This is a genomic window from Entomospira culicis (assembly GCF_028748145.1).
Taxonomy (GTDB): Bacteria; Spirochaetota; Spirochaetia; order WRBN01; family WRBN01; genus Entomospira; species Entomospira culicis.
Map to the genome: position 1 here is coordinate 1,233,611 of NZ_CP118181.1, position 26,930 is coordinate 1,260,540.

Annotated in this window: 24 protein-coding genes; 17 read left to right on the forward strand and 7 right to left on the reverse strand. The window is 45.5% G+C overall.

Annotation, left to right across the window (positions count from 1 at the left end):
- Positions 1-150 precede the first annotated feature (150 nt).
- The 4 genes from PVA46_RS05840 to PVA46_RS05855 all read left to right on the forward strand — a co-directional run bounded on the left by PVA46_RS05840 (position 151) and on the right by PVA46_RS05855 (position 3,651).
- Positions 151-957, forward strand: a complete 807-nt coding sequence (locus PVA46_RS05840) for a hypothetical protein (RefSeq protein WP_167701237.1) — start codon at positions 151-153, stop codon at positions 955-957.
- Positions 958-1,076: 119 nt separating this feature from the next.
- On the forward strand, positions 1,077-1,889 hold the full coding sequence (locus tag PVA46_RS05845) for a hypothetical protein (protein WP_212603854.1): 813 nt from the start codon (positions 1,077-1,079) through the stop codon (positions 1,887-1,889).
- Positions 1,890-2,043: 154 nt separating this feature from the next.
- Positions 2,044-2,712 (forward strand): hypothetical protein, encoded by a 669-nt coding sequence (locus PVA46_RS05850; RefSeq protein ID WP_167695819.1) that lies wholly within the window; start codon positions 2,044-2,046, stop codon positions 2,710-2,712.
- Between the two features lie 219 nt (positions 2,713-2,931).
- Positions 2,932-3,651 (forward strand): hypothetical protein, encoded by a 720-nt coding sequence (locus PVA46_RS05855; RefSeq protein WP_167695820.1) that lies wholly within the window; start codon positions 2,932-2,934, stop codon positions 3,649-3,651.
- 68 nt (positions 3,652-3,719) lie between these two features.
- Here the strand turns inward: PVA46_RS05855 and gyrB are convergent, their stop codons facing one another.
- Complete coding sequence (gene gyrB, locus PVA46_RS05860) at positions 3,720-5,681, reverse strand: DNA topoisomerase (ATP-hydrolyzing) subunit B (RefSeq protein WP_167695821.1); 1,962 nt, start codon at positions 5,679-5,681, stop codon at positions 3,720-3,722.
- A gap of 26 nt (positions 5,682-5,707) precedes the next feature.
- Complete coding sequence (gene rho / locus PVA46_RS05865) at positions 5,708-7,486, reverse strand: transcription termination factor Rho (protein ID WP_212603855.1); 1,779 nt, start codon at positions 7,484-7,486, stop codon at positions 5,708-5,710.
- A gap of 358 nt (positions 7,487-7,844) precedes the next feature.
- Between rho and ruvB the strand changes: the two genes are divergently transcribed.
- From ruvB to PVA46_RS05885, 4 genes are all read left to right on the forward strand, one after another.
- Positions 7,845-8,831 (forward strand): Holliday junction branch migration DNA helicase RuvB, encoded by a 987-nt coding sequence (ruvB, locus tag PVA46_RS05870; protein WP_167696300.1) that lies wholly within the window; start codon positions 7,845-7,847, stop codon positions 8,829-8,831.
- Positions 8,832-8,913: 82 nt separating this feature from the next.
- Positions 8,914-9,741 carry a hypothetical protein gene (locus tag PVA46_RS05875; RefSeq protein WP_167695822.1) on the forward strand — a complete coding sequence of 276 codons (828 nt, stop codon included), beginning with the start codon at positions 8,914-8,916 and terminating at the stop codon, positions 9,739-9,741.
- Between the two features lie 9 nt (positions 9,742-9,750).
- Positions 9,751-9,963, forward strand: a complete 213-nt coding sequence (locus PVA46_RS05880; RefSeq protein WP_167695823.1) for a hypothetical protein — start codon at positions 9,751-9,753, stop codon at positions 9,961-9,963.
- Entirely contained in the window at positions 9,963-10,169 is a 207-nt protein-coding gene (locus PVA46_RS05885; RefSeq protein ID WP_167695824.1) for a hypothetical protein, read from the forward strand. Before PVA46_RS05880 ends, PVA46_RS05885 begins: the two co-directional genes overlap by 1 nt.
- Before the next feature lie 16 nt (positions 10,170-10,185).
- Here the strand turns inward: PVA46_RS05885 and PVA46_RS05890 are convergent, their stop codons facing one another.
- Both PVA46_RS05890 and PVA46_RS05895 read right to left on the reverse strand, forming a co-directional pair.
- The gene (locus PVA46_RS05890) at positions 10,186-11,613 is read right to left on the reverse strand and encodes an amidase family protein (protein WP_167695825.1); all 1,428 of its coding nucleotides are present in this window, start codon (positions 11,611-11,613) and stop codon (positions 10,186-10,188) included.
- A gap of 64 nt (positions 11,614-11,677) precedes the next feature.
- Entirely contained in the window at positions 11,678-11,968 is a 291-nt protein-coding gene (locus PVA46_RS05895; protein ID WP_167695826.1) for a hypothetical protein, read from the reverse strand.
- A 190-nt stretch (positions 11,969-12,158) separates the two neighbouring features.
- On the opposite strand from PVA46_RS05895, the gene ftsH reads away from it, so the two are divergent.
- Both ftsH and PVA46_RS05905 read left to right on the forward strand, forming a co-directional pair.
- Positions 12,159-14,282: an ATP-dependent zinc metalloprotease FtsH gene (gene ftsH / locus PVA46_RS05900; RefSeq protein ID WP_167695827.1), complete on the forward strand. Its 2,124-nt coding sequence runs from the start codon at positions 12,159-12,161 to the stop codon at positions 14,280-14,282.
- On the forward strand, positions 14,266-14,493 hold the full coding sequence (locus PVA46_RS05905; RefSeq protein ID WP_167695828.1) for a hypothetical protein: 228 nt from the start codon (positions 14,266-14,268) through the stop codon (positions 14,491-14,493). The genes ftsH and PVA46_RS05905 overlap by 17 nt, the downstream gene beginning before the upstream one ends.
- Here the strand turns inward: PVA46_RS05905 and trmB are convergent.
- Complete coding sequence (gene trmB / locus PVA46_RS05910) at positions 14,490-15,149, reverse strand: tRNA (guanosine(46)-N7)-methyltransferase TrmB (RefSeq protein WP_167695829.1); 660 nt, start codon at positions 15,147-15,149, stop codon at positions 14,490-14,492. The genes PVA46_RS05905 and trmB overlap by 4 nt on opposite strands.
- Positions 15,150-15,249: 100 nt before the next feature.
- On the opposite strand from trmB, the gene PVA46_RS05915 reads away from it, so the two are divergent.
- The 3 genes from PVA46_RS05915 (at position 15,250) to murA (ending at position 17,984) form a co-directional block, all read left to right on the forward strand.
- Positions 15,250-15,657, forward strand: a complete 408-nt coding sequence (locus PVA46_RS05915; protein WP_167695830.1) for a hypothetical protein — start codon at positions 15,250-15,252, stop codon at positions 15,655-15,657.
- Between the two features lie 88 nt (positions 15,658-15,745).
- Complete coding sequence (locus tag PVA46_RS05920) at positions 15,746-16,681, forward strand: VIT1/CCC1 transporter family protein (protein WP_167695831.1); 936 nt, start codon at positions 15,746-15,748, stop codon at positions 16,679-16,681.
- A 22-nt stretch (positions 16,682-16,703) separates the two neighbouring features.
- Entirely contained in the window at positions 16,704-17,984 is a 1,281-nt protein-coding gene (gene murA / locus PVA46_RS05925) for a UDP-N-acetylglucosamine 1-carboxyvinyltransferase (RefSeq protein WP_167695832.1), read from the forward strand.
- Between the two features lie 66 nt (positions 17,985-18,050).
- Here the strand turns inward: murA and secA are convergent, their stop codons facing one another.
- Entirely contained in the window at positions 18,051-20,825 is a 2,775-nt protein-coding gene (secA, locus tag PVA46_RS05930; protein WP_167695833.1) for a preprotein translocase subunit SecA, read from the reverse strand.
- A gap of 412 nt (positions 20,826-21,237) precedes the next feature.
- Between secA and PVA46_RS05935 the strand changes: the two genes are divergently transcribed.
- The 4 genes from PVA46_RS05935 (at position 21,238) to PVA46_RS05950 (ending at position 25,150) form a co-directional block, all read left to right on the forward strand.
- Positions 21,238-21,963 (forward strand): hypothetical protein, encoded by a 726-nt coding sequence (locus tag PVA46_RS05935; RefSeq protein WP_274360275.1) that lies wholly within the window; start codon positions 21,238-21,240, stop codon positions 21,961-21,963.
- A 305-nt stretch (positions 21,964-22,268) separates the two neighbouring features.
- Positions 22,269-22,952 carry a hypothetical protein gene (locus PVA46_RS05940; protein WP_167695835.1) on the forward strand — a complete coding sequence of 228 codons (684 nt, stop codon included), beginning with the start codon at positions 22,269-22,271 and terminating at the stop codon, positions 22,950-22,952.
- 347 nt (positions 22,953-23,299) lie between these two features.
- Positions 23,300-24,055: a hypothetical protein gene (locus tag PVA46_RS05945; RefSeq protein ID WP_167695836.1), complete on the forward strand. Its 756-nt coding sequence runs from the start codon at positions 23,300-23,302 to the stop codon at positions 24,053-24,055.
- Between the two features lie 168 nt (positions 24,056-24,223).
- The gene (locus tag PVA46_RS05950; protein ID WP_167695837.1) at positions 24,224-25,150 is read left to right on the forward strand and encodes a TraB/GumN family protein; all 927 of its coding nucleotides are present in this window, start codon (positions 24,224-24,226) and stop codon (positions 25,148-25,150) included.
- Positions 25,151-25,169: 19 nt separating this feature from the next.
- On the opposite strand, the gene PVA46_RS05955 is transcribed toward PVA46_RS05950, so the two are convergent.
- Entirely contained in the window at positions 25,170-26,918 is a 1,749-nt protein-coding gene (locus PVA46_RS05955; RefSeq protein WP_167701238.1) for a hypothetical protein, read from the reverse strand.
- Positions 26,919-26,930 lie beyond the last annotated feature (12 nt).

Consider the following 26,930-nt stretch of genomic DNA (forward strand, 5'->3'; position numbering starts at 1 on the left):
TATCTACGGGAGGCTCTTTTGATCTAGGGGAAAATTACTTTATAAATCGAACAATTAGCCATAAATCTTTAGCCATACTTGACAAAAATCTATTTATTGGCTACCATTATTCTTATAGTAAGTATTCAATCTTTACACAGGAGCTTTCCCTTGAACCAAAAATTTATTCTACCCATTCTCCTTTTTACCATGCTTATCGCTTGTAATCCTAAAGTTACCACAACGGATAGTATGCCACCTGCTGACAACACAACTCCCGTAGATTCTAACTCACCCGTTGACCCTAACCCCCCTGTTGACCCTAATCCACCTGTTGACCCTAATCCACCCGTTGACCCTAATCCACCTGTTGACCCTAATCCAGAAAAGCCACAAGCCATTCATCATACCGATCTTATTAGTGAAGAAGCCTATTATGACGGTGAAATTATCTCTGATGTACGCATCCGTGGCTATATCATCCCCAAAAGTAAACTTAGTTCAACCAAATTACTCCTTCGATATAGCCTCAGTATCCCAGGCACCAATCAAAAATATCTGCGCCAAGGCGTCTATCAACAAGCAATTGATACCCTAGGTGAACAACTAAAAAATGGGTATGATTACAATCTTTTTGCCAGCCAACCCATCCAAAACTATCAAAGTGGCTCGCAAATTGCCTTTAATGTTGACACCTATCAGCTTAGTGTGAATGGGGAGACCTTTGATTTTGTACAAACCATCACAGCATCAGGTGCACGCACTCAAAACCTCCTTACTGCCGATAAAACATGGCGTCTTAGCGACATTAGTTGGCTTGAGACGAAATCTGGTAGCGATAATCCCAAGATTGGAAGCCAATACTATATCCTCTGGATGCTAGAGGGCTACATCTGGAGTAATGAAGAGCATAAAATGATCGTGCGTATCATTGCGCAAGAGATGCATGAGGCGAGTCTTTATACCGTTGTGCCCTAAAAAGTATTGCGTTATCGGCAAGAAAAGAGAACACTTTAGCACTTATCTTGACAAAAATATGTTTATTAGATACAATTAATAGTATACCAACTCTTTCTTATTCATATAGGAGATTTCTCATGATAAAAAAAATGCTATTACCCCTATTTATTTTTGCTATACTCAATGCGTGTAGCCCTAAAGTAGATTTGCCTATTGACCCTAATCCACCAGTTGACCCTAATCCACCCGTTGACCCTAATCCACCCGTTGACCCTAATCCACCAGTTGACCCTAACCCACCAGTTGACCCTAATCCTCCTGTTGACCCTAATCCTCCTGTTGATCCGATTATTCCAGAAGATCCACGCGCAATTCATCGCACCTCCTTTAGCAACATTAATGAGGATGATGGAATAGAACGTCCTTTACAGGATTTGCGCATCCGTGGATACATTATTCCAGAAGAGCAATTAGAGCCAATCAAAATGATCTTCGGCTGGCAAATGGGCATCGTCAGCGATGAGCAAACCTACATGACAACGGGTATGTATGATTCGGCTGTAAAGTTCTTTAGTGATCAACTTGTTGATGGCTATGACCATAATCTTCTTGCTACAGAAGTCGTTTCCACCTATCCCAGTGGTGCAGAGATTCTCTTTAACGTGGACACATACAAAGTAACCGTTAATGGGCAAATAGTGCCCTTTGCCCACACCACCACAAGCAACGGGGGAAAGACCCAAAATATCCTAACAACCAATAAACGCTGGTCGCTAAGCAATGTGCTCTGGCTAGAGTCTACTAATAGCGATCTCCCCTCCCCTGATGTCGGAAGTACATATTATATTCTCTGGATGCTAGAGGGCTTTGATGTCTATAGCGGTCGATGGATGATTCGTATTATCGCGCAAGATATGCACGAACGTAGTCTCTACACGGTTATCAATTAAACCGTTCTATAGGGATCGATAGAGCATTACACTGTCGATCCACAATTTTCCCTTATCGAACATCACATCACAAACCTTAAGCACTATCTTGACAAAAATGGATTTATTCCATACAATCTACCTAAAAGTATCTTATGCTAGGAGTCTTATCTTCATGAAAAAATATTCTCTCCTCTCTTTTCTCTTTCTCAGTATCTTTGTTGCCTGTAGCCCAAAAGTTGAGTGCCCCGAGCCACCCAATTCCCTTATTACCACCAGCCTCACCAGCGATTATGCTGATCTCGATGGCGATATCATCTCGAACGTGCGCATTCGTGGTTATATTTTCCCCGAAGAATCGTTTGCCACAATCTTGGCGGCACTCGAAATTCACCCCGGAATTCCTTATAATCAACAAAAATATCTCCACCTTGAGGTTTACGAGATGTTTATCAATGGCTTTAGCGATATGCTCGTCAACGGCTATAATCACGATCTCCTTGCTACCGAAGCCGTTGCCTCCTATCCTAGCGATGCTAAAATTACCTTTGATGTCGCTACCTATGAGGCAACCATTAATGGGCAACCCGTAAATTTCTTAAAAACCTATACCACTGCAGGTGCAAGCACCCGTAATCTCCTAAGCCCCACCAAAACTTGGCACCTTGAGGATATCCTCTGGTTAGAGATGACGACAGGCGAATTTCCTGCAGAAGTAGGTAATCGATACTATATCCTCTGGATGTTAGAAGGCTATATCTGGAATAACGATCGAGACAAAATGATTGTGCGTGTTTTAGGGCAAGAGATGCATGATTTGAGCCTCTATACCGTCATTCCATAAACAATGTTTACGAAGAATGCTTAATTAAGAAAGCTCCCACTCGGGAGCTTTTATTTGTATTACATTATACAAAAAAGATCCTTAAGCGTATCTTTATAATATTTTTGCGCTACATTTTATTATATTTATTAAATATAACCATTATTATAATTTATAATAATAAAATTATTGATCTTATACCACAAATATGCTATACTTAATTTTATTTAAGGAGATTTCATGAAAAATCGCTTCTTACGTCCCCTCATCGCCCTAGTAAGTATGAGCTTATTTATTGTTAGTTGTAACTCAGGTAACCCTCCCGCCGATCCTTATCCATGGCCAGATGACGACGACCTCAACGTTAAACCGCCCGTGGAACAACCTGATCCCTACCCAACCCCCGAGGTTATCGTCGGTGCAGATTCCGTCACCATGACCATCGCTCCCATTGAAGGCACGAATCGGATAGAAGTACGCGCGATTGTCGTAACCAAAGCCGCGAACCAAGAGCTTTTAAACACCCTACCCGAAGGGATCTATAGCAAGAGTAACTTTGATGGTAAGTACCAAGACTTTATTAGAGAAGTGTTTGAACCCCAGAAGTGGGCTTCCTATATCACGATCAAGGAAGATTACTCCAGTGGAATGAATAGATACCCAGATGGCATGATTAAACTTGACCTTAGCTTCCGTATACCAGAGCTTACCACCCCTGCGGGAGTACAAACCTATTCACACTCCACCCACTCTCTCTTTGGTATGCTTAGTTTCTGGGAAACAGCTGATGTGGATAAAGCACCATATGCGACAAAAACCTTCATCACTAGGAATGGTAAAAATGTCGAATACTATATTACATGGATGGTCTTTGGCTTTGCGGATGCGAAAAATCAGGTGAGCATCACCCACTTATCAGACCCAATCAGAGACAAAACTATCTACACCAATCTTGCTTAAAGCGCATGATGATCTTAAAGAGAAAGCTCCCCGATGGGGAGCTTTCTCTTTTCTAGGTAAGATAATCCTTAAATGTCTAAATTCGTAACATAAAGCGCATTCTCTTCGATAAATTGCCGACGGGGAGGCACTTCATCACCCATCAACATCGAGAAGACCAAGTCAGCCTCCACCGCATCTTCAAGCTTGATCAACTTCAAACGACGACGACTAGGATCCATCGTGGTGCGCCAAAGCTCCTCATAGTTCATCTCACCCAATCCCTTAAAGCGCTGAATATCATCCTTATCGCTAAAGCCGTGCTCGCGCATCAAGCCATCTCGCTCCTCATCGCTATAGGCATAAAAGATCTCTTTACTCTTTCCGCTTCCCTTCATCATTTTGTAGAGCGGTGGGCACGCTAAATAGACATGTCCATGCGTAATGAGTGGCTGCATATAGCGGAAAAAGAAGGTCAAGAGGAGCGTATTGATATGACTACCATCGACATCGGCATCAGCCATAATAATAACCTTATGATAGCGAAGTTTTTCAAGGTTAAATTCCTCGCCCACGCTTGCCCCTAAAGCCAAGATAATCGGTTGTAACTTCTCATTATCAATCACTTTATCTAGGCGTGTCTTCTCCACATTGAGCATCTTACCCCACAGCGGTAAAATCGCCTGAATTGCAGGATTACGCCCCTGTTTTGCCGATCCACCCGCAGAATCACCCTCAACGATAAAGACCTCACACTTTTGCGGATCTTTTTCGCTACAGTCGGTCAACTTCCCAGGCAAGCCACCACCAGATAAGACATTTTTACGTTCGCGCTCTCGGGCTTTGCGCGCAGCAATTCTGGCACGCGCGGCTAACATCGCCTTCGCCAACACTGCCTGTAAAATCGATGGATTCTCTTCAAAATAGAGCATCAAACGCTCATACACCGCCGAGTCAACGATGCCCTTCACCTCACTATTACCCAACTTCTGCTTGGTCTGTCCTTCAAATTGTGGGTTGGGAACCTTAATGCTAATCACCGCCGTCAGTCCCTCGCGCACATCCTCACCGGAGAAACCCGACCCTTCAATCTCTTCTGTTTTAACTTTTTTCCCTGCTTTGAGTTTTGCATCCTTCTTATCCGCCTCGCTAATCTCAAAACTCTTATTAATCGCACGTGTTAAGGCGCTACGAAACCCCGTAAGGTGCGTACCGCCCTCGCGCGTATTGATATTATTTACATATGTAGAAATATTTTCGCTGTAGCTATCGTTATACTGCATGGCAATCTCGAGGAGAACGCCCTCTTTTTCGGTCTCCAGATAGATAGGGTGCGGATGCAAGACGCTTTTTCCCTTATTAAGATAGCGGACAAATCCCGAGACACCATCCTCAAAAAAGAAGAGACGCTCCTGTTCCTCGCCTTCACGCTCATCAATTAAGGTAATATGGATACCCTTGTTGAGGAAGGCCAGCTCACGCAGGCGGATGGCTAAGACATCAAAACTATAATGTGTCGTCTCAGTAAAGATCTCATTGTCGGCATGAAAGCGAATGGTTGTGCCCACTTTTGTGGTGCTACCAAGGGTTTGCAAAGCATTTTGGGTAATACCGCGTGCAAATTTTTGTTGATAGATCGTGCCATCGCGATGGACTGTCGCCTCCAGCCAATGTGATAATGCATTAACCACCGAGACACCGACACCGTGCAATCCACCTGACACCTTATAGGTATCTTTATCAAACTTACCACCAGCATGCAGCCGCGTCATGACCAACTCAAGGGCACTCATACCCTCACCTTCGTGCATATCGACAGGAATACCGCGGCCGTTGTCTTCCACGCGAATGATATTATCCTTCTCGATTGCCACAACGATGGTCGTACAAAAACCCGCCAGCGCCTCGTCGATGCTATTATCCACCACCTCATAGACCATGTGGTGCAAGCCATCTGGCCCAGTCGATCCGATGTACATACCGGGGCGCACACGCACCGCCTCTAAGCCTTTTAGTACCTGAATATTCTGTGCATCATACTCTTTTGCCATGACTCAACCCTCTCTCTTGCTTATGATTAGTTTCGACCTGCATCCGACGTCTCATTCATCGATCGTAAAAATGCATCGTTGGTCTTGAATTTCCGCATCTTCTCTAAAATCAACTCCGTCATCTGGATATCATCCATACTACTCAAGGCTTTTCGCAACACCCACACCTTATTAACCTCTTCGGAGGTGAGGAGCATCTCCTCTTTACGCGTACCACTACTCTTAATGTTGATAGCAGGGAAGACGCGTTTGTCCGAGAGACGACGATCGAGGGTTACCTCCATGTTACCCGTACCTTTGAACTCCTCAAAAATGACGGTATCCATCTTACTCCCTGTATCAACCAAGGCTGTGGCGACAATGGTGAGCGAACCACCGCCTTCAATGTTACGCGCAGCTCCAAAGAAACGTTTGGGGCGATGGAGTGCATTGGAGTCAACACCACCTGATAAAATCTTACCACTAGTAGGAATAGTCTGATTATAAGCACGCGCTAAACGGGTAATAGAGTCAAGCAAGATGATCACATCATGCCCTTGCTCCACCATGCGCTTACTCTTCTCTAGCACCATCTCCGCTACCTGTACATGGCGTGAGGCCTGCTCATCAAAGGTACTGGCAATCACCTCACCCTTAACGCTACGCTTCATGTCGGTAACCTCTTCAGGACGTTCGTCAATAAGCAAAACGATTAAGTAACACTCAGGATGATTCTCGGTGATAGCATTAGCAATTTTTTGCATCAAAACGGTCTTTCCCGTACGCGGAGGAGCGACAATCAAGCCACGCTGCCCCTTACCAATTGGACAGAAGAGATTGATCACACGGGTAGAGACATCGCCTGCACCGGTCTCCATGTTCAGGCGAACATCGGGAAAGAGCGGAGTAAGATTCTCAAAGGGTACGCGGTTTTGCGAGACCTCAAGGGTATCGAGATTGACTGTCTCGACGCGTTGCATGGCAAAGAAGCGCTCGCCCTCTTTGGGGGTGCGAATTTGCCCATAAACAGTGTCACCCGTTTTGAGATTGAAGGCGCGAATTTGATGCGGACTAATATAAATATCATCGCTACCGGCAAGGTAACTGTTCTGCGGACTACGCAAAAACCCATAGCCATCCTGCAAAATTTCGAGGCTACCATAGGCAAAAATCACTCCGCCTGTGCTCGTGTGTGCCTTAAGAATTTGAAGGATAACATCTTGCTTTTTAAGGTAGAGCAAAGACTCGTGCTCTAAGCCAAAGCTCTCGGCCTTCTCGCGTAATTGCGGAACACTTAGACTAGTAAGGTCATTAATGCTAATTTGCGGAGCGTTGGGATCGGCTGGGGGAGGATTGATGGTTGAAACATCGATTTTGGGCAGACGCTGATTGGCACCATTGTTATTGTTACGGTTATTTTGACGGCGTTGATTGTTATTCTTGTTGTTGTTATTTTTCCCGTTAGTATAATTTTGATGATGATTATTCTGGTTACGCTCTTTGGGATTAATCACCGTCATACGTGCCGACTGTTTTGCGCTCTCTTCTTTGGGTAGGAGGCTCTCCGCTTTGTTGGGGGAGCTCTTGGCTTTAGGCTCTTCTTCTGGAGGGCTGGTGGGTGCAGGCATCAGATTAGGCTGGGCTAGGGAAGCCTCATCATCCTGATTGACTGGCACGATACGCACGCGTTTACGCACGGGGCGTTTAACTTCGGAGGGTTCTAGCGTGGCAGGTGGGGTGATTGTAGTAACCGAAGGCGTTACTACCTCTGTCGAGGGACTCTCTACCGTCGATTTAGGAGTAGATACAACATCATTTTTTTCCATAGATTGCCTTACATTGATTTTTTATAAAAGTTTTCTGCACATATGCCCCTTAAGCACTCTCGGCTATGCACCATGTTGATAAAATATGCATTGGGGTTAAAGCTTTTATCAAAGGGGTAACATCGAAGTAACATGCGTATCGAAGAGCTAACAAGATTTTGCATGAGTAGAGGAGGCTTTAGGTAAGAGAAAGCGACTTCTCCATAAAAGACGATCCACCCATTAATCTGATTTTATCAAATTACGTCAAAAAAGTCAAGGGTTGGTCTCTTGACAGAGTGGGAAGGACTCTTTACAATGGAAGGATAGCGAATAAGGAGATTGATTGGAACACTCATTTCTTACAGGCGATGCGCAGATGGAAGATATTAATCAGGATAACTTTCTGCGTCCGCGCTTTTTGGCAGAATTTCAGGGGCAAGAGGCGCTTAAGGCTAACTTGGAGGTCTTTATCGAGGCGGCCAAGCGACGCAAAGAGGCGCTTGATCACCTCTTTATCTCGGGGCCACCGGGTTTGGGTAAGACGACGTTAGCAGGGATTGTCGCCAGTGAACTTGGTGTCAATTTTGTGCTCACCAGTGCGCCGGCGCTCGAAAAACCCAAGGATCTTGCCGGACTACTCACCTCGTTGCAAGAGGGCTCGCTCTTCTTTATTGATGAGATCCATCGTCTTCGCCCGGCCATCGAGGAGATGCTTTATATTGCCATGGAAGATTTTGAGATGGATCTGATTGTGGGGCAAGGCGTAGGCGCAAGAAGTGTGCGCGTCCCTCTGCCTCGCTTTACCTTGGTGGGAGCAACCACCAAACCTGGCAGCGTATCGGCACCACTACATACCAGATTCGGCATCACGATTCGTATTAATCCCTATACACAGCTAGAGTTACAAGACATTATTGACCGATCGGCACGTCTACTCAACATCGCCATCGATCCAGCTGCCGCATCACTGCTTGCCCAATCCTCGCGTGGAACACCTCGCGTTGCCAACCGACTCCTTAAGCGCGTGCGCGACTTCGCCCAAGTGCACCATGAGGCGACGATCAATCTGCCCATCAGTGAGCTTGCCCTCTCCCGCCTCCAAGTCGATCACCTCGGACTAGAAGATCAAGATCGTACCATCCTGCGCACCCTTATCGAGGTTTATAAAGGTGGCCCCGTCGGACTACAGACCCTCGCCATCGCCGTGGGAGAGAGCGCCGAGAGCCTTGAAGATTTCTACGAACCCTACCTCGTTCAACAAGGGCTCATCATGCGCACCCGCCAAGGCCGCCTTGCCACCGACCTCGCCTATCAACACCTCAACATCCCTCGCCCAAATGCTCCGCGCGATCTCTTTGAGTAATATTTTTGCCTATCTATGTTGACAGGAATTTCAAAACCTGTTAAACTTTTCTTAGGCTGTTAAAAAGTAGGAAGCAATATACATGCAAAACAATAAATTGATCGTCATTAAAGAGTACTGCGGAGTAGACCTCATCCGAAACCGTTTTTTAGACGAGGAGAAGATCCTCCAAATCGCCGATAAAGATGGTGGAGGCTCCGTCATTCGCACCGTCTTCCGCGAAAAGATCACCTGCATCGACTCATACGATGATATCGTCAACCAACTCACCCCCGAACTCTTCATTAAGAGCTTTGTCGATGCCAATCTCACCCAACGCATCGCACTCCCCTATAAATATATACGCTTCTTTCTTCACCCAGATGAAGCACAAGGTGCTAATATGCACAAGCTTTGGCATATCTACACCACCTTCGCTCGCTCGCATCCGATGTATGCCCCAGCAGAAGGTATCACGCAACTTCCTGTCGATTTTAGCCGATTCGATCGATACATTAGCGCCGGACGCATCGAAACGTGTTATATCAATGTTTTCGCCCTCAAAGAGGAGCATTTTGAAGCTATCGCCGTGGGTGAGTTCAACTTTACACGTGTTACTTACGGCTCGCTAGTCTTCACCATCCTCCAGTGCCTCTCTGATGTCAAAAACCTCAAAGAGGTCGCCCACCAGCATGCCAATCAAAAGTATCCTTTCCTTGAGCTTTCCGTAAAGCGCTGGGTTGATCGTAAAGGTATTGAACACTCCACCCGCTTCACGATGTGGGTCAACCCTCACCAAATCTCCAACATCCAAAATGGTGGCTGGGGCACAGAGGTGATGCTTAGCTCTGGAGAGCTTTACTTTGTAGAAGATTCTGTCGAGGATATCCTCGTATTGCTCAAACAAAAAATATTAAACACAGATAAATAGAGGTCCACTATGCTTATCAAACTTACTACCCTTCGTGGGGAGCCCATGCTTATCAACCCTTATTATGTTGTTGCTATAGAACAGTATAGCGAGAGCATTACCGCCGTTTATTTCTCTAAAGAGATGCACACCAAAAGTGAGATGAAAAAGAATAATCGTCAGCTCTTCAAAGAAAATATCGAGTATGTTGAAAATCTATTCAACCAGTTGGGGAGTCAATAGTGCAATTTCTTATTCTAAAAACTGTATACGATAGTTGGCTCTATCTCAACCCAAATGCTATTCTGGCGCTCAATGAGGAGTATAACGGCACAACCCTTACCCTTGTCAGTGAGGTGCGCGACAGCTTGGGAAGAAAAAGTAAAACGTTTACCGTGGTGGATGAACTAGAAGCCATGATGCGACTCATTCAAGCCGCATCTTCTTAATTACATAACATAAAATCTAATAACGTCTATTTTGCCAATTTACTTGCCGATAAATGAGATCGGCAAGTTGTAATACCGCCTCATCATTGCCTACCGTGCCTGCGATTTGTACACTCACCGGTAACCCATGACTACCTTTCATGACAGGGAGGGCAACGGCAGGGCCTCCATATAAATTGGCTGCGACAGCCACAATATCACTAGCATAATTATCTCGCTCGGGTGCAGAGATCATCGCTGCTTCATGGAAACCTGGCCAAAGCCAAAGCGTTGCTCCCATCTCCTTGCCCACCTGCGTAAAGCGCTCTACCAGTTGCCCGCGAATATGCAAGGCGCGCATGTACCATTGCGCATAATTCTCTTCCATTAAAAAGTAATTACCCATCAAGATACGTCGAACCACTTCATGCCCCAAGCGTTGAATGCGTGTTTGGGCTATAAGGCTCTCGATGTCGCTGGCATCTACGGCATTGCCATAGCGCGCCCCATCAAAACGACTCAGCGTGGTGGCAGCTTCGCTACACATCAAGATATAATATACCTTGATTAGCTCCGACTCAACCCCTAAATCAAAGGGAACAAGCTCTGCTCCAGCATCGAGCAATAGCTGTTTTACCAAGGCATAAGCCTTAACCACATCCGCATCAGCCCGATCCAAAAGGGAGTCGAGTAGACCAATTTTCACCCCTTTAAGAGAGGGTTGTTTACGTACGTTATCAAAGCGATAGGCGATAGGTCGCACAATTTGATCTCTGGTATCCTCTTTAAGGAGCGATTGATAAACCATCGCAATATCCTCTGGCGTATGGGCTAAAATCCCCGGAACGTCGAAGCTGGGCGAGAGCATATTAACCCCATAACGCGAAATTGCGCCATAAGTAGGCTTAAAGCCACAAACCCCCGTATAACTAGCAGGCAAACGCGAGGATCCTCCCGTATCGGTGCCGATGGTGAAGAGCGCCTGATGCGCTGCTACGGCTGCGGCTGACCCAGAAGAAGAGCCACCAGCCACCCGTTGTGCGTCCAAGGGATTGCGCGTTGCCCCATGACTACTATAACGCCCAGTAGAACCCATGGCAAATTCGTCCATATTGAGTCGCCCAAGATTAATAAATTGCGCGCGATTCAACTGTTCGACAATGCTACTATCGTAAGGCGAAGTGTAATTCTCCAACATGGCGCTGGCACAGGTAAGCTTTTTATTTTTTACCGAAATATTATCTTTGAGCGCCCCCGGAATACCCCACAAGAGCGATGCATCTTGATTTTTCGTAAGCGCATTTGCCTTCGCCATCGCGTCAGCCCCAAAGTGCTCAATAAAGGCATTGATCTCTGGTGTCTCTTGATGGCTTTGCGCGTAGGCAGCCACAACTTCTGGAGGGGTAAGCTCGCCTTTTTGATAGGCTTGATGCACTTGATATGCAGTTAATTGCTTGATAGACAATGTATTCTCCTTATTGATGAGTCAAATTGCACAGCGATTTCGGACAAGGTGCTTGCATGGGTCACTAAGATTGACGCTTATGTTCAGGCAAGGCAATAAAGCCATCGACAAAACGTTTAGAGAAGAGCTTGATTTCAGCGCTAGTGAGGCTCTTGCCCACAACATCATCGGGGCGAATTGCATCGATAGGACGCTGGCCTGCAAAGCGATAAAGATTAGGAACATCAGGCGTATCTTCCAAAGAGAAAAATTCCAACCACTGGGCAATATCACTAAGCCACTGCGCTTTCTCTGCTTCATCTTCCATCGAAAAATTACTCAAACGAAAGAGATTCTCCAACGTCTGCATCTCCATACCATCCTCCCAAATCTAAAGGCTAAAGTTCTTACCTATGATTCTTTATCATACCAAATCTACCAAGGAATATCAAGAGGCTCATGCATTGCAGAGCAATATTGCGTGCAAACCTCTTGCATATATGAAGGCTTTTGGGTATACTTTGAGTTGGTATTACGACTTTTTAATAAGAATTAGGGAAACATGCATGGCAGATAAAAATAATAACAATCGCAAACCACCACGTAAAGATAATCGCCCCAACCCCATTAAGCCGAGCTCTGGTAAGTTCAATTTTGGTCTACTCATCATCATCGTATTGGCGCTATTACTTATTGCCAACTGGTTTGGTAGCGGGATGACTCAATACCAAAAGATCTCCCTCTCTAGCTTTAAGGAGAAGATTACTAACCAAGAGATTAAAGGCGTTCAGTTTAAAAACGGCTTCATTATTGGTTTTACCCAGACTCAAAAAGAGATGGAAAATCAAGCTCTTGATAAGCACAAAATTATTCGAGGCATGACCACCATGCGTCAACTTCAGGATAATAAACAAGAAGAGAATCCCACCTACCGCGCCGCCACGCTCGTTCTCACCGGCATTCAAGACCCTGAGTTACTCCAGCTTATCCAAAGCAATAACCTCGAAGTAGAGGTTATCCCCCCCAGCAATAATTATTTCCTCAACCAAATTTTGCCCTTCCTCATCCTCTTTGGTATCCTCATTCTTCTCTCCCGTAGCATGTTTAAGCGCATGGGTGGCGGTGCTAATGCGCTCAATTTTGGGCAGAACAAAGGACGCATCGTTGCTGAACAAGACCTCAAAACCACCTTTGCCGATGTCGCAGGATGTGATGAGGCCAAACAAGAGCTCGAAGAGATTGTCGACTTTCTCAAAAACCCCAAACGTTACACCGACATTGGTGGAAAAATCCCTAAAGGCGCACTACTAGTGGGCCCGCCCGGTACGGGTAAGACGCTACTCGCCCGCGCTGTTGCCGGTGAAGCCAAGGTTACCTTCTTCAAAATGAGTGGATCGGATTTTGTCGAGATGTTTGTCGGTGTCGGTGCTGCGCGTGTGCGCGATCTCTTTCAACAAGCACGCGAAAAAGCGCCCTGTATCATCTTTATCGACGAGATGGATGCCATTGGTAAGAGCCGTAACAACTCTATCACCAGTAACGACGAACGCGAACAGACCCTCAACCAGCTCCTTGTGGAGATGGATGGTTTTGATGCTACCGCGGGATTAATTATCCTCGCTGCGACCAACCGCCCTGAGATTCTCGACCCCGCGCTCTTACGTCCGGGGCGCTTTGATCGCCAAGTAACCGTCGACCAGCCAGATCGCAAAGGGCGTGAGCAGATTCTCAAGATCCACACCAAAAACATCAAGATGGACGACTCCGTTGATCTCACCAAGATCGCTGCCGGAACCCCCGGTTTCGTAGGGGCCGATCTTGCCAATATTGCTAATGAGGCTGCTCTCATGGCGGTGCGTGCAGGGCGCACCCGTGTCTCCCACGCCGACTTTGATGAAGCCATCGAAAAGCATGCCCTGGGTATCGCCAAAAAGAGCCGCTCTATGCTTACCCACGAGCGGGAAAATACTGCCTATCACGAAATGGGACACGCCCTGATGCAGGTACTCTCGCCCACCAACTCCAATCTTCGTAAAATTACCATCGTGCCGCGTGGTCGTGCATTAGGTGTAATGTGGAGTAGCCCACAGGAAGGTATTTATAGTCATAGTACACAAGAATTTATTGCAAAAATTGATATCGCTTTGGGTGGTCGCGCTGCCGAGGAGATCATCTTTGGGCATATCACCACAGGCGCAAGCAGCGATATCAAAAGTGCCACTGCCATCGCGCGCTCGATGATTATGGATTACGGCATGAGTGAGCGCTTTAAAAATGTCTCTTTTGGCGATACCGGATACGATAAAAAGTATAGCGAATCGACCCAAGAGTACATCGATAGCGAGATTGCGCGCATCCTCAAAGAGCGATACGCGCGCGTTATTACCACACTCACCAAGTATAAAGACCTCTTGCGCGACCTCGCATTACGTATCTTAGAGACGGAAAATATGAGCGATGACGAATTTTTTGCCATCTTCAACCAAAATCCTCAAGCCAAAGCCGAACGTGAAGCGATGCTCCAAGCCAATCCCTATCTCTCTTCGGAAAAATATCAAGAAAGCGTAAAAAAACCAGAGAATAAGGCAGAAGAAGCCTCACAAGCGGATATGCCAAATCCGGAGAAAGCGCGCTCCAATACCGAAAATACCACCCCCGAGCAAGGAGAGAATCATGGCGAAAATGATTAATTTAGAGAAGAAAGGTCCCGTTACCGTCTATGCTAACGGGCTAATGCTTCATCTGGACTTTGAAGACGATAATAAGTTGATTGCCACCATCGAGAGTGAGGAGGGCGGGCAACCCATCGATATTCATCCACATCCAGAGTTAGCAAACACCGTTGTCTTTGAGATAAAAGAGAGCGACCCTCCCCCTAAGTCTAAATTCCGCCTCATTTAAATACGCGTAAAAAAGAGCTCCCATGACGACCTACCTGCCTCATTCGCCTTCTCATTAAAACGCGTCATGGGGCGCCAACTTTGAGGTTCGGCATAATCATCATAACGATTCTTCAACAGAGGCTCTACCATCAATCGTGCTAAAATCTCCTCGGCATACTCTTGCCAGTCGGTAACAATGTAAAGGTATCCGCCCACCTTTAGCTTAGATGCCAAGAGATGAATAAACTCTTTTTGCAAAATGCGTCGCTTATGATGGCGCTTTTTCGGCCACGGATCCGGATAAAAAAGATGCACTCCGGCTAAAGTCGCATCGGCAATCATGGTAGGCACGCATGCTACCGCATCATCTTGAACGATATATAAATTCTTTAATTGATGCTCCTCAATCGCCAAGAGCAACTTACCCACCCCAGCAGGATAGACCTCAAAGCCCAGATAGCCCGTTTGTGGATTGGCCTGCGCAATTTGATAAGTTGCAAGACCCATGCCAAAACCAATCTCCACCACCACATTTTTCTTACTAAAATAAGTATCAAAATGAATTAACTCTTTCTCTTCACTAGAAATAATATAGCGCGAAAGCTCCCCAATCGCGCGTTCTTGCGCACGTGTTATCTGCCCCGTGCGTCGGACAAAACTCTTAATTCCATTCATATCTTCTCATTATAGCACAAGCCATCCACCCCTGACAAGCACTCGAAATAAATAAGAATTCCCCTTGACATTTTGAAAAAAAGAGGTTACCATTAAGAGTATGGAACAGATACCTTTCTTATTTTTTACACGTGTTGTCGTTACTATTTTGGGCGGATTTTTTCTCGCTCACTCCACCGTAATTGCAAAGGTGCCCTCCTTTGAGGGGCTTTATCGCTTCCTAAATACCTCCAGCACCTCGCGACTCACCCTAGCCTTTTCTGCCATGCTCATTGGCGTCATCTCCCTTCTCATGGGGAAATTCTACCTCGACTTCTTCCCCGCTTTTGCTAGCATCACCGTCGCTACCGTCATCTTTCTTGAAGAGTATCTCGCAAACAATGGTGCGCAAAATCAAGCAACATCGTTCCTCTCCAAATACGCGCTAGAGTATAAAAAACATTGGGGGTTATTCGCGATGTTTGTCGGACTTTTACACCTCTTCGCCGTGAATCTCCCGTGGCTCTAACCCATCCAAAACGAGGATCTTACTCTTGACTTTATGTTTCACTCTCTTTATCTTTACGAAAACATAAACCAAAGGAGTATTTCAAGAGATGAACACTGCCCGCGCCTATCAGCACGTACGGCGTTTGGATACCACCGATCCTCGCTACCAGCAAGCAATTATAGCACTCATCTTTAATCTGCAAAAACGTGAACTATTCGCTGCCACAGTTTATGGTATCTTGGCAAAAAGACAAAAGGATGTGAGCAATCGCTCCATTTTAGAGCAAGTAGCAAGCGTTGAACTTAAACACCAAGCAACTTTGGAACAGTTGACGCAAAGATCCGCTACAATTTCTCGACTTAAAGTCATGATCTTCTTACTAGCCTCGCGTATTTTGGGATACACCTTCGTCTTAAAGATGATGGAAAAGAAGATCACCTTCCCCATGGATAACTTCATTAAAAGCCTGTTGATTGATTATGATGCACACTTTGAAGAGTGGTTCTTAGAAGAAGAAAAACACGAACAGATGCTCCTAAAAACTCTCGACGAGGCACGTTTACGCTACATAAGTAGCATGGTTTTAGGTCTTAATGACGCACTCATTGAAATCACCGCTACGCTTGCTGGTTTTAGCTTATCGATGTCTAACAACCGTATGATTTGGATTGCTGGCATGATTCTTGGTGTTTCAGCCACCCTCTCGATGGCAGCCAGCGAATACCTCTCCAACCGTAGCGAGAACAATCCAAAAGCCCTACAGGCAGCGCTTTTATGCGGGTTAACGTATGTTTTCGTCACCATGATGCTTCTCTTACCCTACTTCATTTTTCCCGTTGATGCAAAAATGCTCGCAGTAAGTTGGATGTTGGTCATCGCCTTTTTTATTATTTTAATTTTCAATTTCTATTTATCCATCACCAAAGACCTATCCTTTAAAAAACGTTTCAGCGAGATGCTCATCATCTCCACAGTGATTACAATGATCTCCTTTGGTGTTGGATACTTGGCTGATAATTATTTAAATACAAGTAATCTTTAAATAAATTTATAAGTGAGGATCTATGCGAAAATACGTGATTGAAGGTGGCTATCCACTCAAGGGGAAGATCACCGTGAAGGGAAACAAGAATGCGGCGCTTCCCTGTATTGCCGCGGCATTATTAACAGACGAACCAGTTACTTTACACAATGTACCCGAAATTGCTGATGTTTTAGTGATGTTTGAGGTCATTGAAGACCTCGGTGGCAGTGTAACCAAAGAAGGCGCAGGCGTCTATCGCATTGAGAGTGTCATTAATAAAAATGAGCTTAGTAAAGAGAAAATGCAAAAAATTCGTGCCGGTATTCTCTTTGCAGGGCCCATGCTGGCGCGTAGAAATGAAGTAATTATTCCGCCTCCCGGTGGAGATGTGATTGGACGTCGTCGCCTAGACACGCACTTTTTGGCTTTTGAGGGATTGGGTGCGCAGGTACATATCGACCAATCTTATCATGTTAAGACCAATAAGCTCGTCGGTAGTGATATCTTTTTAGACGAAGCCTCCGTAACCGCCACCGAAAATGCCATTATGGCTGCGGCGATGGCTGAAGGCACGACTATTTTACGTAATGCTGCCAGCGAGCCACATATTCAGGATTTATGTAACATGATAAACGCTATGGGTGGTGCTATTAGTGGCATTGGCAGTAATGTCTTAACCATTGAGGGGAAGGAGAAGCTACACGGAACAACCTTTACCATTGGTTCAGACTTTATGGAAGTGGGATCGTTTATCGCCCTTGCCGCCGCCACAAAGAGTGAGTTAGTCATCGAGCATGCTGCTCCCGAAAATTTACGCATGATTCAGATGGCTTTTGCCAAACTAGGTATCTCTTGGCAAGTGGTGGGTGATGATTTACACGTTGGCACGCCCCAAGAGATGCGCATTAAAAAAGATTTAGGTGGAGCTATCCCCACCATCGACGATGCGCCTTGGCCGGGATTTCCTGCGGATCTTACCAGTATTATGGTGGTGGCGGCAACGCAGTGTGAAGGAACCATTCTTATTCATGAAAAAATGTACGAAAGCCGTATGTTTTTTGTTGACAAACTGATTAGCATGGGAGCTGGAATCATTCTCTGTGATCCACATCGTGCGGTTATTTCTGGTCCATCACGCCTCTCGGGCGCGGCGCAACTCGCTAGTCCAGATGTGCGTGCAGGGATGGCGATGATCATTGCGGCCTTGGCAGCTAGCGGAACGTCTACCATCTCCAATGTTTACCAAATTGAACGTGGCTATGAAAATATTGTCGAGCGTCTTCAACAACTCGGTGCAAAAATCAAAGTGGTAGAAGAGTAACTCTTCTATCTAACCAAAAAGAGAGAGGATTTCCTCTCTCTTTCTCTTTAAATAATCTACACCAAATTACTTACCATGGCACTGCTTATACTTTTTACCCGAGCCACAAGGACAAGGATCGTTGCGCCCGACCTTCTCCACGCGTCGCTGGATATTGATCGGTTGGCTAGTCTTAGGCGGAGTTGCGCTAGGAGAAACACTTTTAGGCGCTTCTGCACCCCCACCACCACCAGAGAGGAGGTTGCCCATGCTCTGGTGCGTACTCACCGTTGCTTTGGGGCGATTTTCCACGCTCTGCACTGGCTGGAGTTTTACTCTGAAGATACGCGCCACAATCACCCGTGCTAAGTCGTCGATCATCGCATCAAACATCTGAAAACCCTCAAGCTTATACTCCACTAGCGGATTACGTTGGGCATAAGTGCGAAGATTAACTGCCTCACGTAAGCCCTCCATCGCGTCAAGATGTTGTTGCCACTTACGGTCTAATTGACGTAAGTATTCAAAGCGCAAGAACTTATTAAACATTTCAGGTTCAATCGCACTCGCCTTCTCACTCATATCAAGTTCAAAGAAGGTGTTCATCTCTTGCCGTTGAAGATCTAACGAAGCGTTCAAAAATTGTTCTACATCAGCAGGGGTAAACCCAAACTGCATATGCAGATCTTGCAAGAATTGCGCATCGCTACTCTCGCTCTCTTGCCGATTTTTACTCTTATGATACGCTTCCAAAAATTCACTCGTCAACTCACTTGCCGTACGGATCAAGCGACGCGACATCATCTCTTCTTTGAGAAGGCTATCGCGCAAGGTGTAAATATGTTGACGTTGGCGATTGAGCACATCATCATAATCGAGCAAATGCTTGCGTATTTCATAATTACGCTCTTCGACGCGCTTCTGTGCTCGCTCAATAGACTTAGAGACAAGACCATGTTGCAACGCTTCACCGCTGTCCATACCCCACTTACCCATCAACGCGCGGAAGCGTTCGCCACCAAAGAGACGCATCAAATCGTCGTCTAAAGAGATATAGAATTTCGATCGCCCCGGATCACCCTGACGCCCTGCACGGCCACGCAACTGATTATCAATACGGCGACTCTCATGACGCTCAGTACCGACAATATAGAGACCACCCAGCGCTTTAATGGCTTGGTACTCCATGGCATTACGCTCGAGTTCTTTTTGATAAATCTGTTGATAGCGTTCAGGATCTTGTTCTGGGTCAACATGTTTTCGCGCGCGAACCTCGGGATTACCGCCCAGCTTAATATCAGTACCACGCCCTGCCATATTGGTGGCAATCGTAACCGCCCCCGATGCTCCAGCTTCGGCAATAATCAGCGCTTCACGGCCATGATTCTTCGCGTTCAATACCTCGTGTGGCACGCCTGCCTTGGTCAAAACCTTCGACAACTGCTCACTACGATCGACGCTCACCGTACCAATCAGCACAGGTTGCCCCACGCTATGGCGTTCCTTCACATCCTTAGCAATCGCTTCCATCTTAAATTGATGGTTTAGATAGATCTCATCTTGCTCGTCATCACGGACAATCGGACGGTTGGTTGGCATAACCGCAACATCTAACTTATAAATTTTGGTAAACTCACGCGCCTCGGTGTCAGCAGTACCGGTCATACCACTAATCTTATCATACATACGGAAGAAATTCTGAAACGTGATGGTCGCCATGGTAAGGCTACGCTTAGCCACACGGATATTCTCCTTGGCCTCGATGGCTTGATGCAAACCATCAGAGTAGCGTCGCCCGTGTAACACACGCCCGGTAAACTCATCGACAATCTGTACTTGCCCCTCAACTACCACATAATCCACATCGATAAAGAAGAGCTTATGCGCCTTCATCGCTTGGGTTACATAATGGACATACTCAAAATTCTTCCCCTCAAACAGGCTACCTGTAATGATGCCTGCCTTCTGAAGAAGCCCTTCCATTTTATTAAAACCCGCGTCGGTAAAGAGAATACGCTTACTCTTTTCGTCGAGTTTAAAATCGCCGGTATGCACGGTTTTAATAAGCGGATCTTCTAAAGGATACTGCCCCGTAACGGGATCCTTCTCCACCTCGACAAAGTAAGAGACCAACGTGTTGACCTTCTGGATCACGGAGGTATCTTCCTCCTCGTCTGGCCCTGAAATAATCAATGGCGTTCGCGCTTCGTCGATTAAAATCGAGTCGATCTCATCAATAATACAAAAATTACGCTCCTCACGCATGCTCTTGGCGCGCATATCCCAAGCCATATTATCGCGCAGATAATCAAAGCCTAGCTCATTATTAGTCGCATAGGTGATATCACAGGCATAGGCCTCTTTACGCGCGTTATTATCCATGTTAGGTAGGATAAGCCCCACGGTGAGTCCTAAGAAGTTGTGCACCTTCTCCATCTGGGCTTTGTCGCGAGAGGCCAGATAATCGTTCACGGTAACGATATGCACGCCTTTACCCGTGAGCGCATTGAGATAGGCAGCCGGCACGCCAGTGAGCGTCTTCCCCTCACCGGTCTTCATCTCGGTGATGCGCCCTTCATGGAGCGTGAGCGCACCGAGGATCTGGACATCGTAGGGGCGTTCACCCAAAACACGTCGACAGGCCTCTCTGGCTAGAGCAAAGGCGCGGGGCAAGAGGCTATCCAAAGATGCGCCTGCTTTTAGCTCCTCTTTGAGCGTACGCGTTTGAAGCGGAAAATCTTGATCGCCAAGAGCCACTGCCCATGGTTCCAACTTATTTACGGCTCGTAGATAAGGCACGAGCTCTTTGAGATCACGTTCTTGTTTTGTTCCAAACAAGCCATTTAACATCGCCGATAGCATACTTTATATTATCATATTTTTAAGGCGATTGGTCAAGAGGGTAAAGAAGAATCTGCAAAGAAGGAAAAGATACGTGCTTTTCTCTTTTTTCTTCGGTTGTTGCGCTCTATTTTAGGGATAATCATCTGCTTCATTTATTACTTATATTCTCTTTACAAGATATTTATTAGTTCATCAAAAGAAATACACATTTAGTGTCTAAATAACAATTCTTAAACCAAAAATATACTAAATATGCTATTTTAAGGTAAAAAGCGTTGACAGAAATAATGGCTTATTGTATGCTTTTTATACAAGGCTTGCAAAAGCGTTATCGCTAAAAAGCAAGCATATTGTACAAAAACTTAATTTAAGGAGAAGTTTTATGTTTAAACTGAAAAAAATTCTATCGTTAACCGCTATATTCGCATTGATGGTTAGCTGTAACCCAAAAGCGCAAACGCCTAATCCAGAGGTTCCTAACCCAGAGGTTCCTAACCCAGAGGTTCCTAACCCAGAGAATCCTAACCCAGAAGATCCTAACCCAGAAGATCCTAACCCAGAGACGCCAACAGACATCCCAGTGCCCAACTTCGGAAATGGTCCTATCTTTACAGCAGTGGATACTCAACTTGACTTTAGCAATTCAGATCGTCGTTTAGAAAACTCTGTTAAATTACTTTTCGAGTATGTACCTGTACGTTCTTTTCAACACTACGAGGAAGAGATTTTAAAGGCGGGCATCTGGCAAAATAAGAAGGAACGTTATAATCACTTAATGTCATTTTCAATACGTAGTGTTGGTGGACACGTCGCAAGTTTACCCATCAAGGAACCACATGGTTCTATCGTACGCTTTGATTTCAGTAATCCGCAAGACCCCAAAGTAGAAAGCTTTTCTAGTTCTAATGATTCTAGGCCTTTCAGGTACAATCAACTCAGACCAGGAGAGCTCAATTTTACACGATGGACTAGCCAAGATGAGGATATCATCGCGCACAATGCAGCAGCCAGCGATGCATATAAAATTCATCCCAATGAAGAATTCTATGTAGTAATTGTCGCTCACACTCTTGGTAAACCCAATTTATCCTACAGCCTCTATATCCCCATCAATACCAATGGACTTAGTCACAGTACCTATACGTTAGAAGAGTAGACGATTACTATCTATAAAAAGAGGAGCGATAATGCTCCTCTTTTTATTTTAATTGTGCCATAAAAAAGCCTTCATTACTTGCCTATATTCTCTTTACAAGATATTTATTAGTTCATCAAAAGAAATACATATTTAGTGTCTAAATAACAATTCTTAAACCTAAAATATACTAAATATGCTATTTTAAGGTAAAAAGCGTTGACAGAAATAATGGCTTATTGTATGCTTTTTATACAAGGCTTGCAGAAGAGCTATTACTCAAAAGCAAGTATATTTTACACAAACTTTATTTAAGGAGAAGTTTTATGTTTAAACTGAAAAAAATTCTATCGTTAACCGCTATCTTCCTCTTGATGGCTAGCTGTAGTCCAAAAGTACCGACCCCTAACCCAGAGACTCCTAACCCAGAGACGCCTAACCCAGAGACGCCAACAGATATCCCAGTGCCCAATTTTGGAAGTGGCCCTATCTTTGAAGTAGATCGTCTCTTCGACTTTAGCACCTCACCTTTAGAGCCCTTTGAAACAGCACTTTATAGTCTACACTACGTACCCGTACGCGCCTTTGAACAGTATAAAGAAGAGGTATTAAAAGCAGGTCTCTGGCAGAATAAGAAAGGTCGCGCAATGTCCTATATCGCCTTCAATACCGATCCCATCGGCTTTAGCGTGGCGGTAGATATCGACGGATCGCATTTGCCGATACGCTTTGACTTCAGTAATCCCCAATCACCTAAAATACAAGACACTAAGAAGAGCTACAACATCACGCGTACAGCGCTAAACACGACATTCGATCGCTGGAGTCGTCAAGATCTCGATATTAAGGAACACAATGCATCTGCCAGTGAAGTGTACAAAATTTATCCTAATGAGGAATTCTACGTGATTATTGTAGCGGTTGCGCTGGATGTAACATTTGAAAAGATACTCTATCTTCCGATTAATATCAACGGCTTAGCACACAGCACCTACATATTGCAGGAATAAAGAATGCAAGCATCAACAAGAAAAGAGGAGCAAGATCGCTCCTCTTTTTTTCAAGGTATCTCATCCTGATAGGTATCTCTTTTTCAAAAAAAAAGCGCTTTACAGAATTTATATATTCTGTCTATAACTAATTTATAAAAAAATCATAAAAAACACATATTTAGCGCTTATTTATCTATTTTTTGCAAATTCATATACTAAATATGTTGTTTAATTAGTAAAATACTTGACAGAATAATAAGGATATTATATCCTCTTATTAGAGGTTTTAAACATCGCCTTCTATATTCTACCACTGCTCAATATCAGAAGGTTCAACCCAAATCATTTTAAACAAGGAGAATTTTATGCAAACATTTAACCCCTACGGCTTCTTAGCCATGTTAGCTCTCATAATCGTTGCTGGATGCAACCCTAAAACTCCCTCAAACAGTCCACCTATAGATGACAACAAACCACCTATAGATGACAACAAACCACCTATAGATGACAACAAACCACCTATAGATGATAACAAACCACCTATAGATAACGGCATCTTATCTGTTGACTTTGGCCCAGGTCCCATCTTTAACCTCGTCCCCTTTTTAGACGTTCCAGCAACACATGTTGGCTACTATAACCTACACTACGTTCCTGCAAAGATGATCGACACCTACAAACAAGATGTGCTAAAAGCTGGGACATGGATACCCAATCTGGAGGCATCACCGGTATCTAATCTTCCTTTTTATACGGATCCCTTTGTACTAGACATCAGGGCATCACCACTTCATTTCCGCGCTCAAAAATTAGAATTCACCCCTATTACGTTAGACTTCACCGATCTTCGTAGTGCGACCCTCAAACACGAAGAGACCACCTATCCCCTCTTCCGTGACATGGGCTACACCCTTCCCTTTGATGCGTGGTATGAGCAGGATTATGACATTACCGCTCATAATCAAAAAGCAGATGATGCCTATAAACTTAAGCCAAATGAAGAATTTTATGTCATCATTATTGGTAGCTTCACATATAAGGGCGCACATACCTTTATTCCAATTAACATCAATGGTTTAGACCACTTTAAATTCACGTTACAAGGAGGTAGAAGAAGCTAAAAAAATCAATTATTCTATCAACTATCAGCCGAAAAATGAGGGCATGCCTAACCAGCATGCCCTTTATTTTAACACCCTTTTGATGCTTCACTTGCCAATGCCCCACCCTGCATCCCTATGTCTTTTTTACACATAGCCAAAAAAGGCAAAACATGCTACAATATCAGCATGAAACACCCTAAATCCACCATGATTCTCGCCATCATCCTTCTCCTAGCATTGCCCTCCGCGCGCATTCTTCCCAAGCCAACCCCGCCTCGTAAGGAGCACACTATGCTCTTCTTTAAAGCATCCAGAGAAGAGACCACCCTCTACCTCTTTGGCTCTATTGGGGGCGTCTTTAAACCCGATCTCGTCTACCCGCTACCAGCGCGTATTCACCAAGCCCTCGCATCCAGCCAGCTCTATCTTTATCATAGAATTTCCGAAGAAGATATCGCGCACTTAGACCAAGCAAGCATCAGCCAACAACCGTGGGATAAATTGCTCACCCCAGAAGCGCTCCGACAACTCACCGCCATTGTGCAAGCCATGCCTCTACAGGAAGAGCAAAAGGCGATCCTCCTCTCCTATCACCCATGGCTAGTTATGCAACTTCTTTATTATAATACCTTGACCCAACTAGGATTTCACGCCCAGTCCGAAGAAGAGTATCTCCTTAATCACGCGCTAGAAAAAGAGATCCCCAGCAAAACCTTCCAGCTCTTGCCGGCAGAAATTCCCTATCTCTTAACCACCTCGCAACGCTATCCCAACGAGCTCTACCAATGGGTGTTTATGAAGTTACGCTTTTTACAGGGGGGAATCAACCTAGCCGAAGCATTACAACATGCGTGGCTCAAAGGTGATATCGATACAGTATTGGATCAATTAGTGATCTCCCGCTCGCCAGATTTTGCCTTTATGCAAGAAGACGAACTGCTCCTCTACGAAGCAACCAACCAAATCATTTGGGCAAGCGTAGATCAATTTCTTAGCTCAACAGAGCATGACCAGCCAACCTTATTCCTCGCTCTACCAGCGGAATACCTCCTAGATAGCGGAGGCTTTGCCAGCTACCTAGAAGAGATGGGCTTTCAATTGACACAAATATAAGTGATGCTAAACATTCAACCTAGCCTCTCTGAGCATGCGCATCAGCACGCTCAATAAGATCTCGATGAAGCTTACGCCACTTTGCCTCGTTTTCCACAAGTGGCTCACGCTTGGTGTCTACCATCAAACGTAACATCGGCTCGGTTTTGCTCCCACGCAACCAAAAGGCTACCACCAGTTCACCATCCACATCGTACAAATGGATGCGCATACCACCAAGCGCCGGCGCTTGTAACACCGGAAAATCTTCGCGCCCTTCGTAGTGAAAGATTTTGTAATGACTCAACCGATCGCGGGGATGCTCTGCTTGCCACTGTGCCCAAACTGACGCTAAAAGCTCTACGTACGCGCGCTTCAGCTCATAAGGCGTACTCGTTGTCTTTACTAAGGCCTCAGGTGCTACCACCGATGTTGTTTGATAGGCAGGTAAATGCGCCAAAATATCAGCAATCGTCCAATAGCTCGGAGCAACGCCTAATCGTTTCTGTGCATAATGCATTAAGGTGGTGCCATCATGCTCCATAAAGAGAAGATTGATAAGGGCCAGTAATGTCGTTAGCGGATCGCGCACCGTGCTAGGATGGATAATAGTACCCCCATTCGAGCCCTCACCGGCGATGGGAACAAGATGATGACAGTGGCGTAAGTGCGTCGCCTGTGCCAATACATTTGCTTCCCCAGTCTCTGATCGATGGCACGTAACCCCAAAGCGATCGCAAATGTCCTCAATACGTAGACTCGTTGCGTCGTTCACCACAATCGAAATCTCTTGCTCGCTGGGGCGCATCGCCGTATAAGCCAGCATGGCTAAAACACTTAGGCTAAAAGTCGTCTGTGCATCCATCACTTGGGCTTTACCTTCGCCATCGATATAGACCAAGTTGCCCCGATCGCCATCGCAATCGACCACAATACCCAATTGGTAACGCGGATCTACTTGAAACATCCGCTCTAATTCGCTCTGACACAGCGCTAAAGAGTCGCCCTCTGGTACAATTGCATGGTGAAATTGTCCTAACTGACCCCCCATCTTATGCACCTGTACACCAAGCGACTCCAAGACACTCTGATCGATACTATTGATTCGTGCAGATCCATTAAAATCGATCACCACGCCAAAACCACCTGCCTGCTGGATGGCGCTTCTTAACTTATCTATGTGATTATTCTCTAAATTCAACAGCGATCCAACCAAAGATTCTCGATAACTCTGTGAGGCTCGCAACTTCAGCGCGCTATCCGCCAAAATAGGCGTACTCTCTAGCGGGCAAAGGTACGCAAACTCTTCTGCCAAAAGCGCACGAAAAATCGTAATCACCCGTACACTGGCCTCCCCACCTAACACTCCGCCGTCAGCTAAACCAAACTTAAAACCATTGTATCCCACCGGATTATGGCTCGCGCTCACATAGAAAAAGGCATCATACTCGCCACTAGCACGCACATATGCCAAGACCTCCGGCAAAGTAACAATTCCAATATAGGCATACTCCACCTCTTGTGAAGAGAGTCCCAAAGTTACATGCGAAACGAGCGCCCCACCCGTAGGACGCGTATCGCGGGCAAGTAACACCCGAGGAGATGCTTCAGCATTTATCTCTTTAAGATAGCGCGAAAAGGCGATGCCAGCCACATAAGCAATCCAGCCATCCACCTCATTGATACTGGGATCTAAACTCTCTTCCTCCCGATCCTCAGTGAAAATCTTGCGCCAACCACTCGCGGACAAAATCATGCTATCCAACGCATCAGCTATCTCTCTACCCATCATTTATCGCCT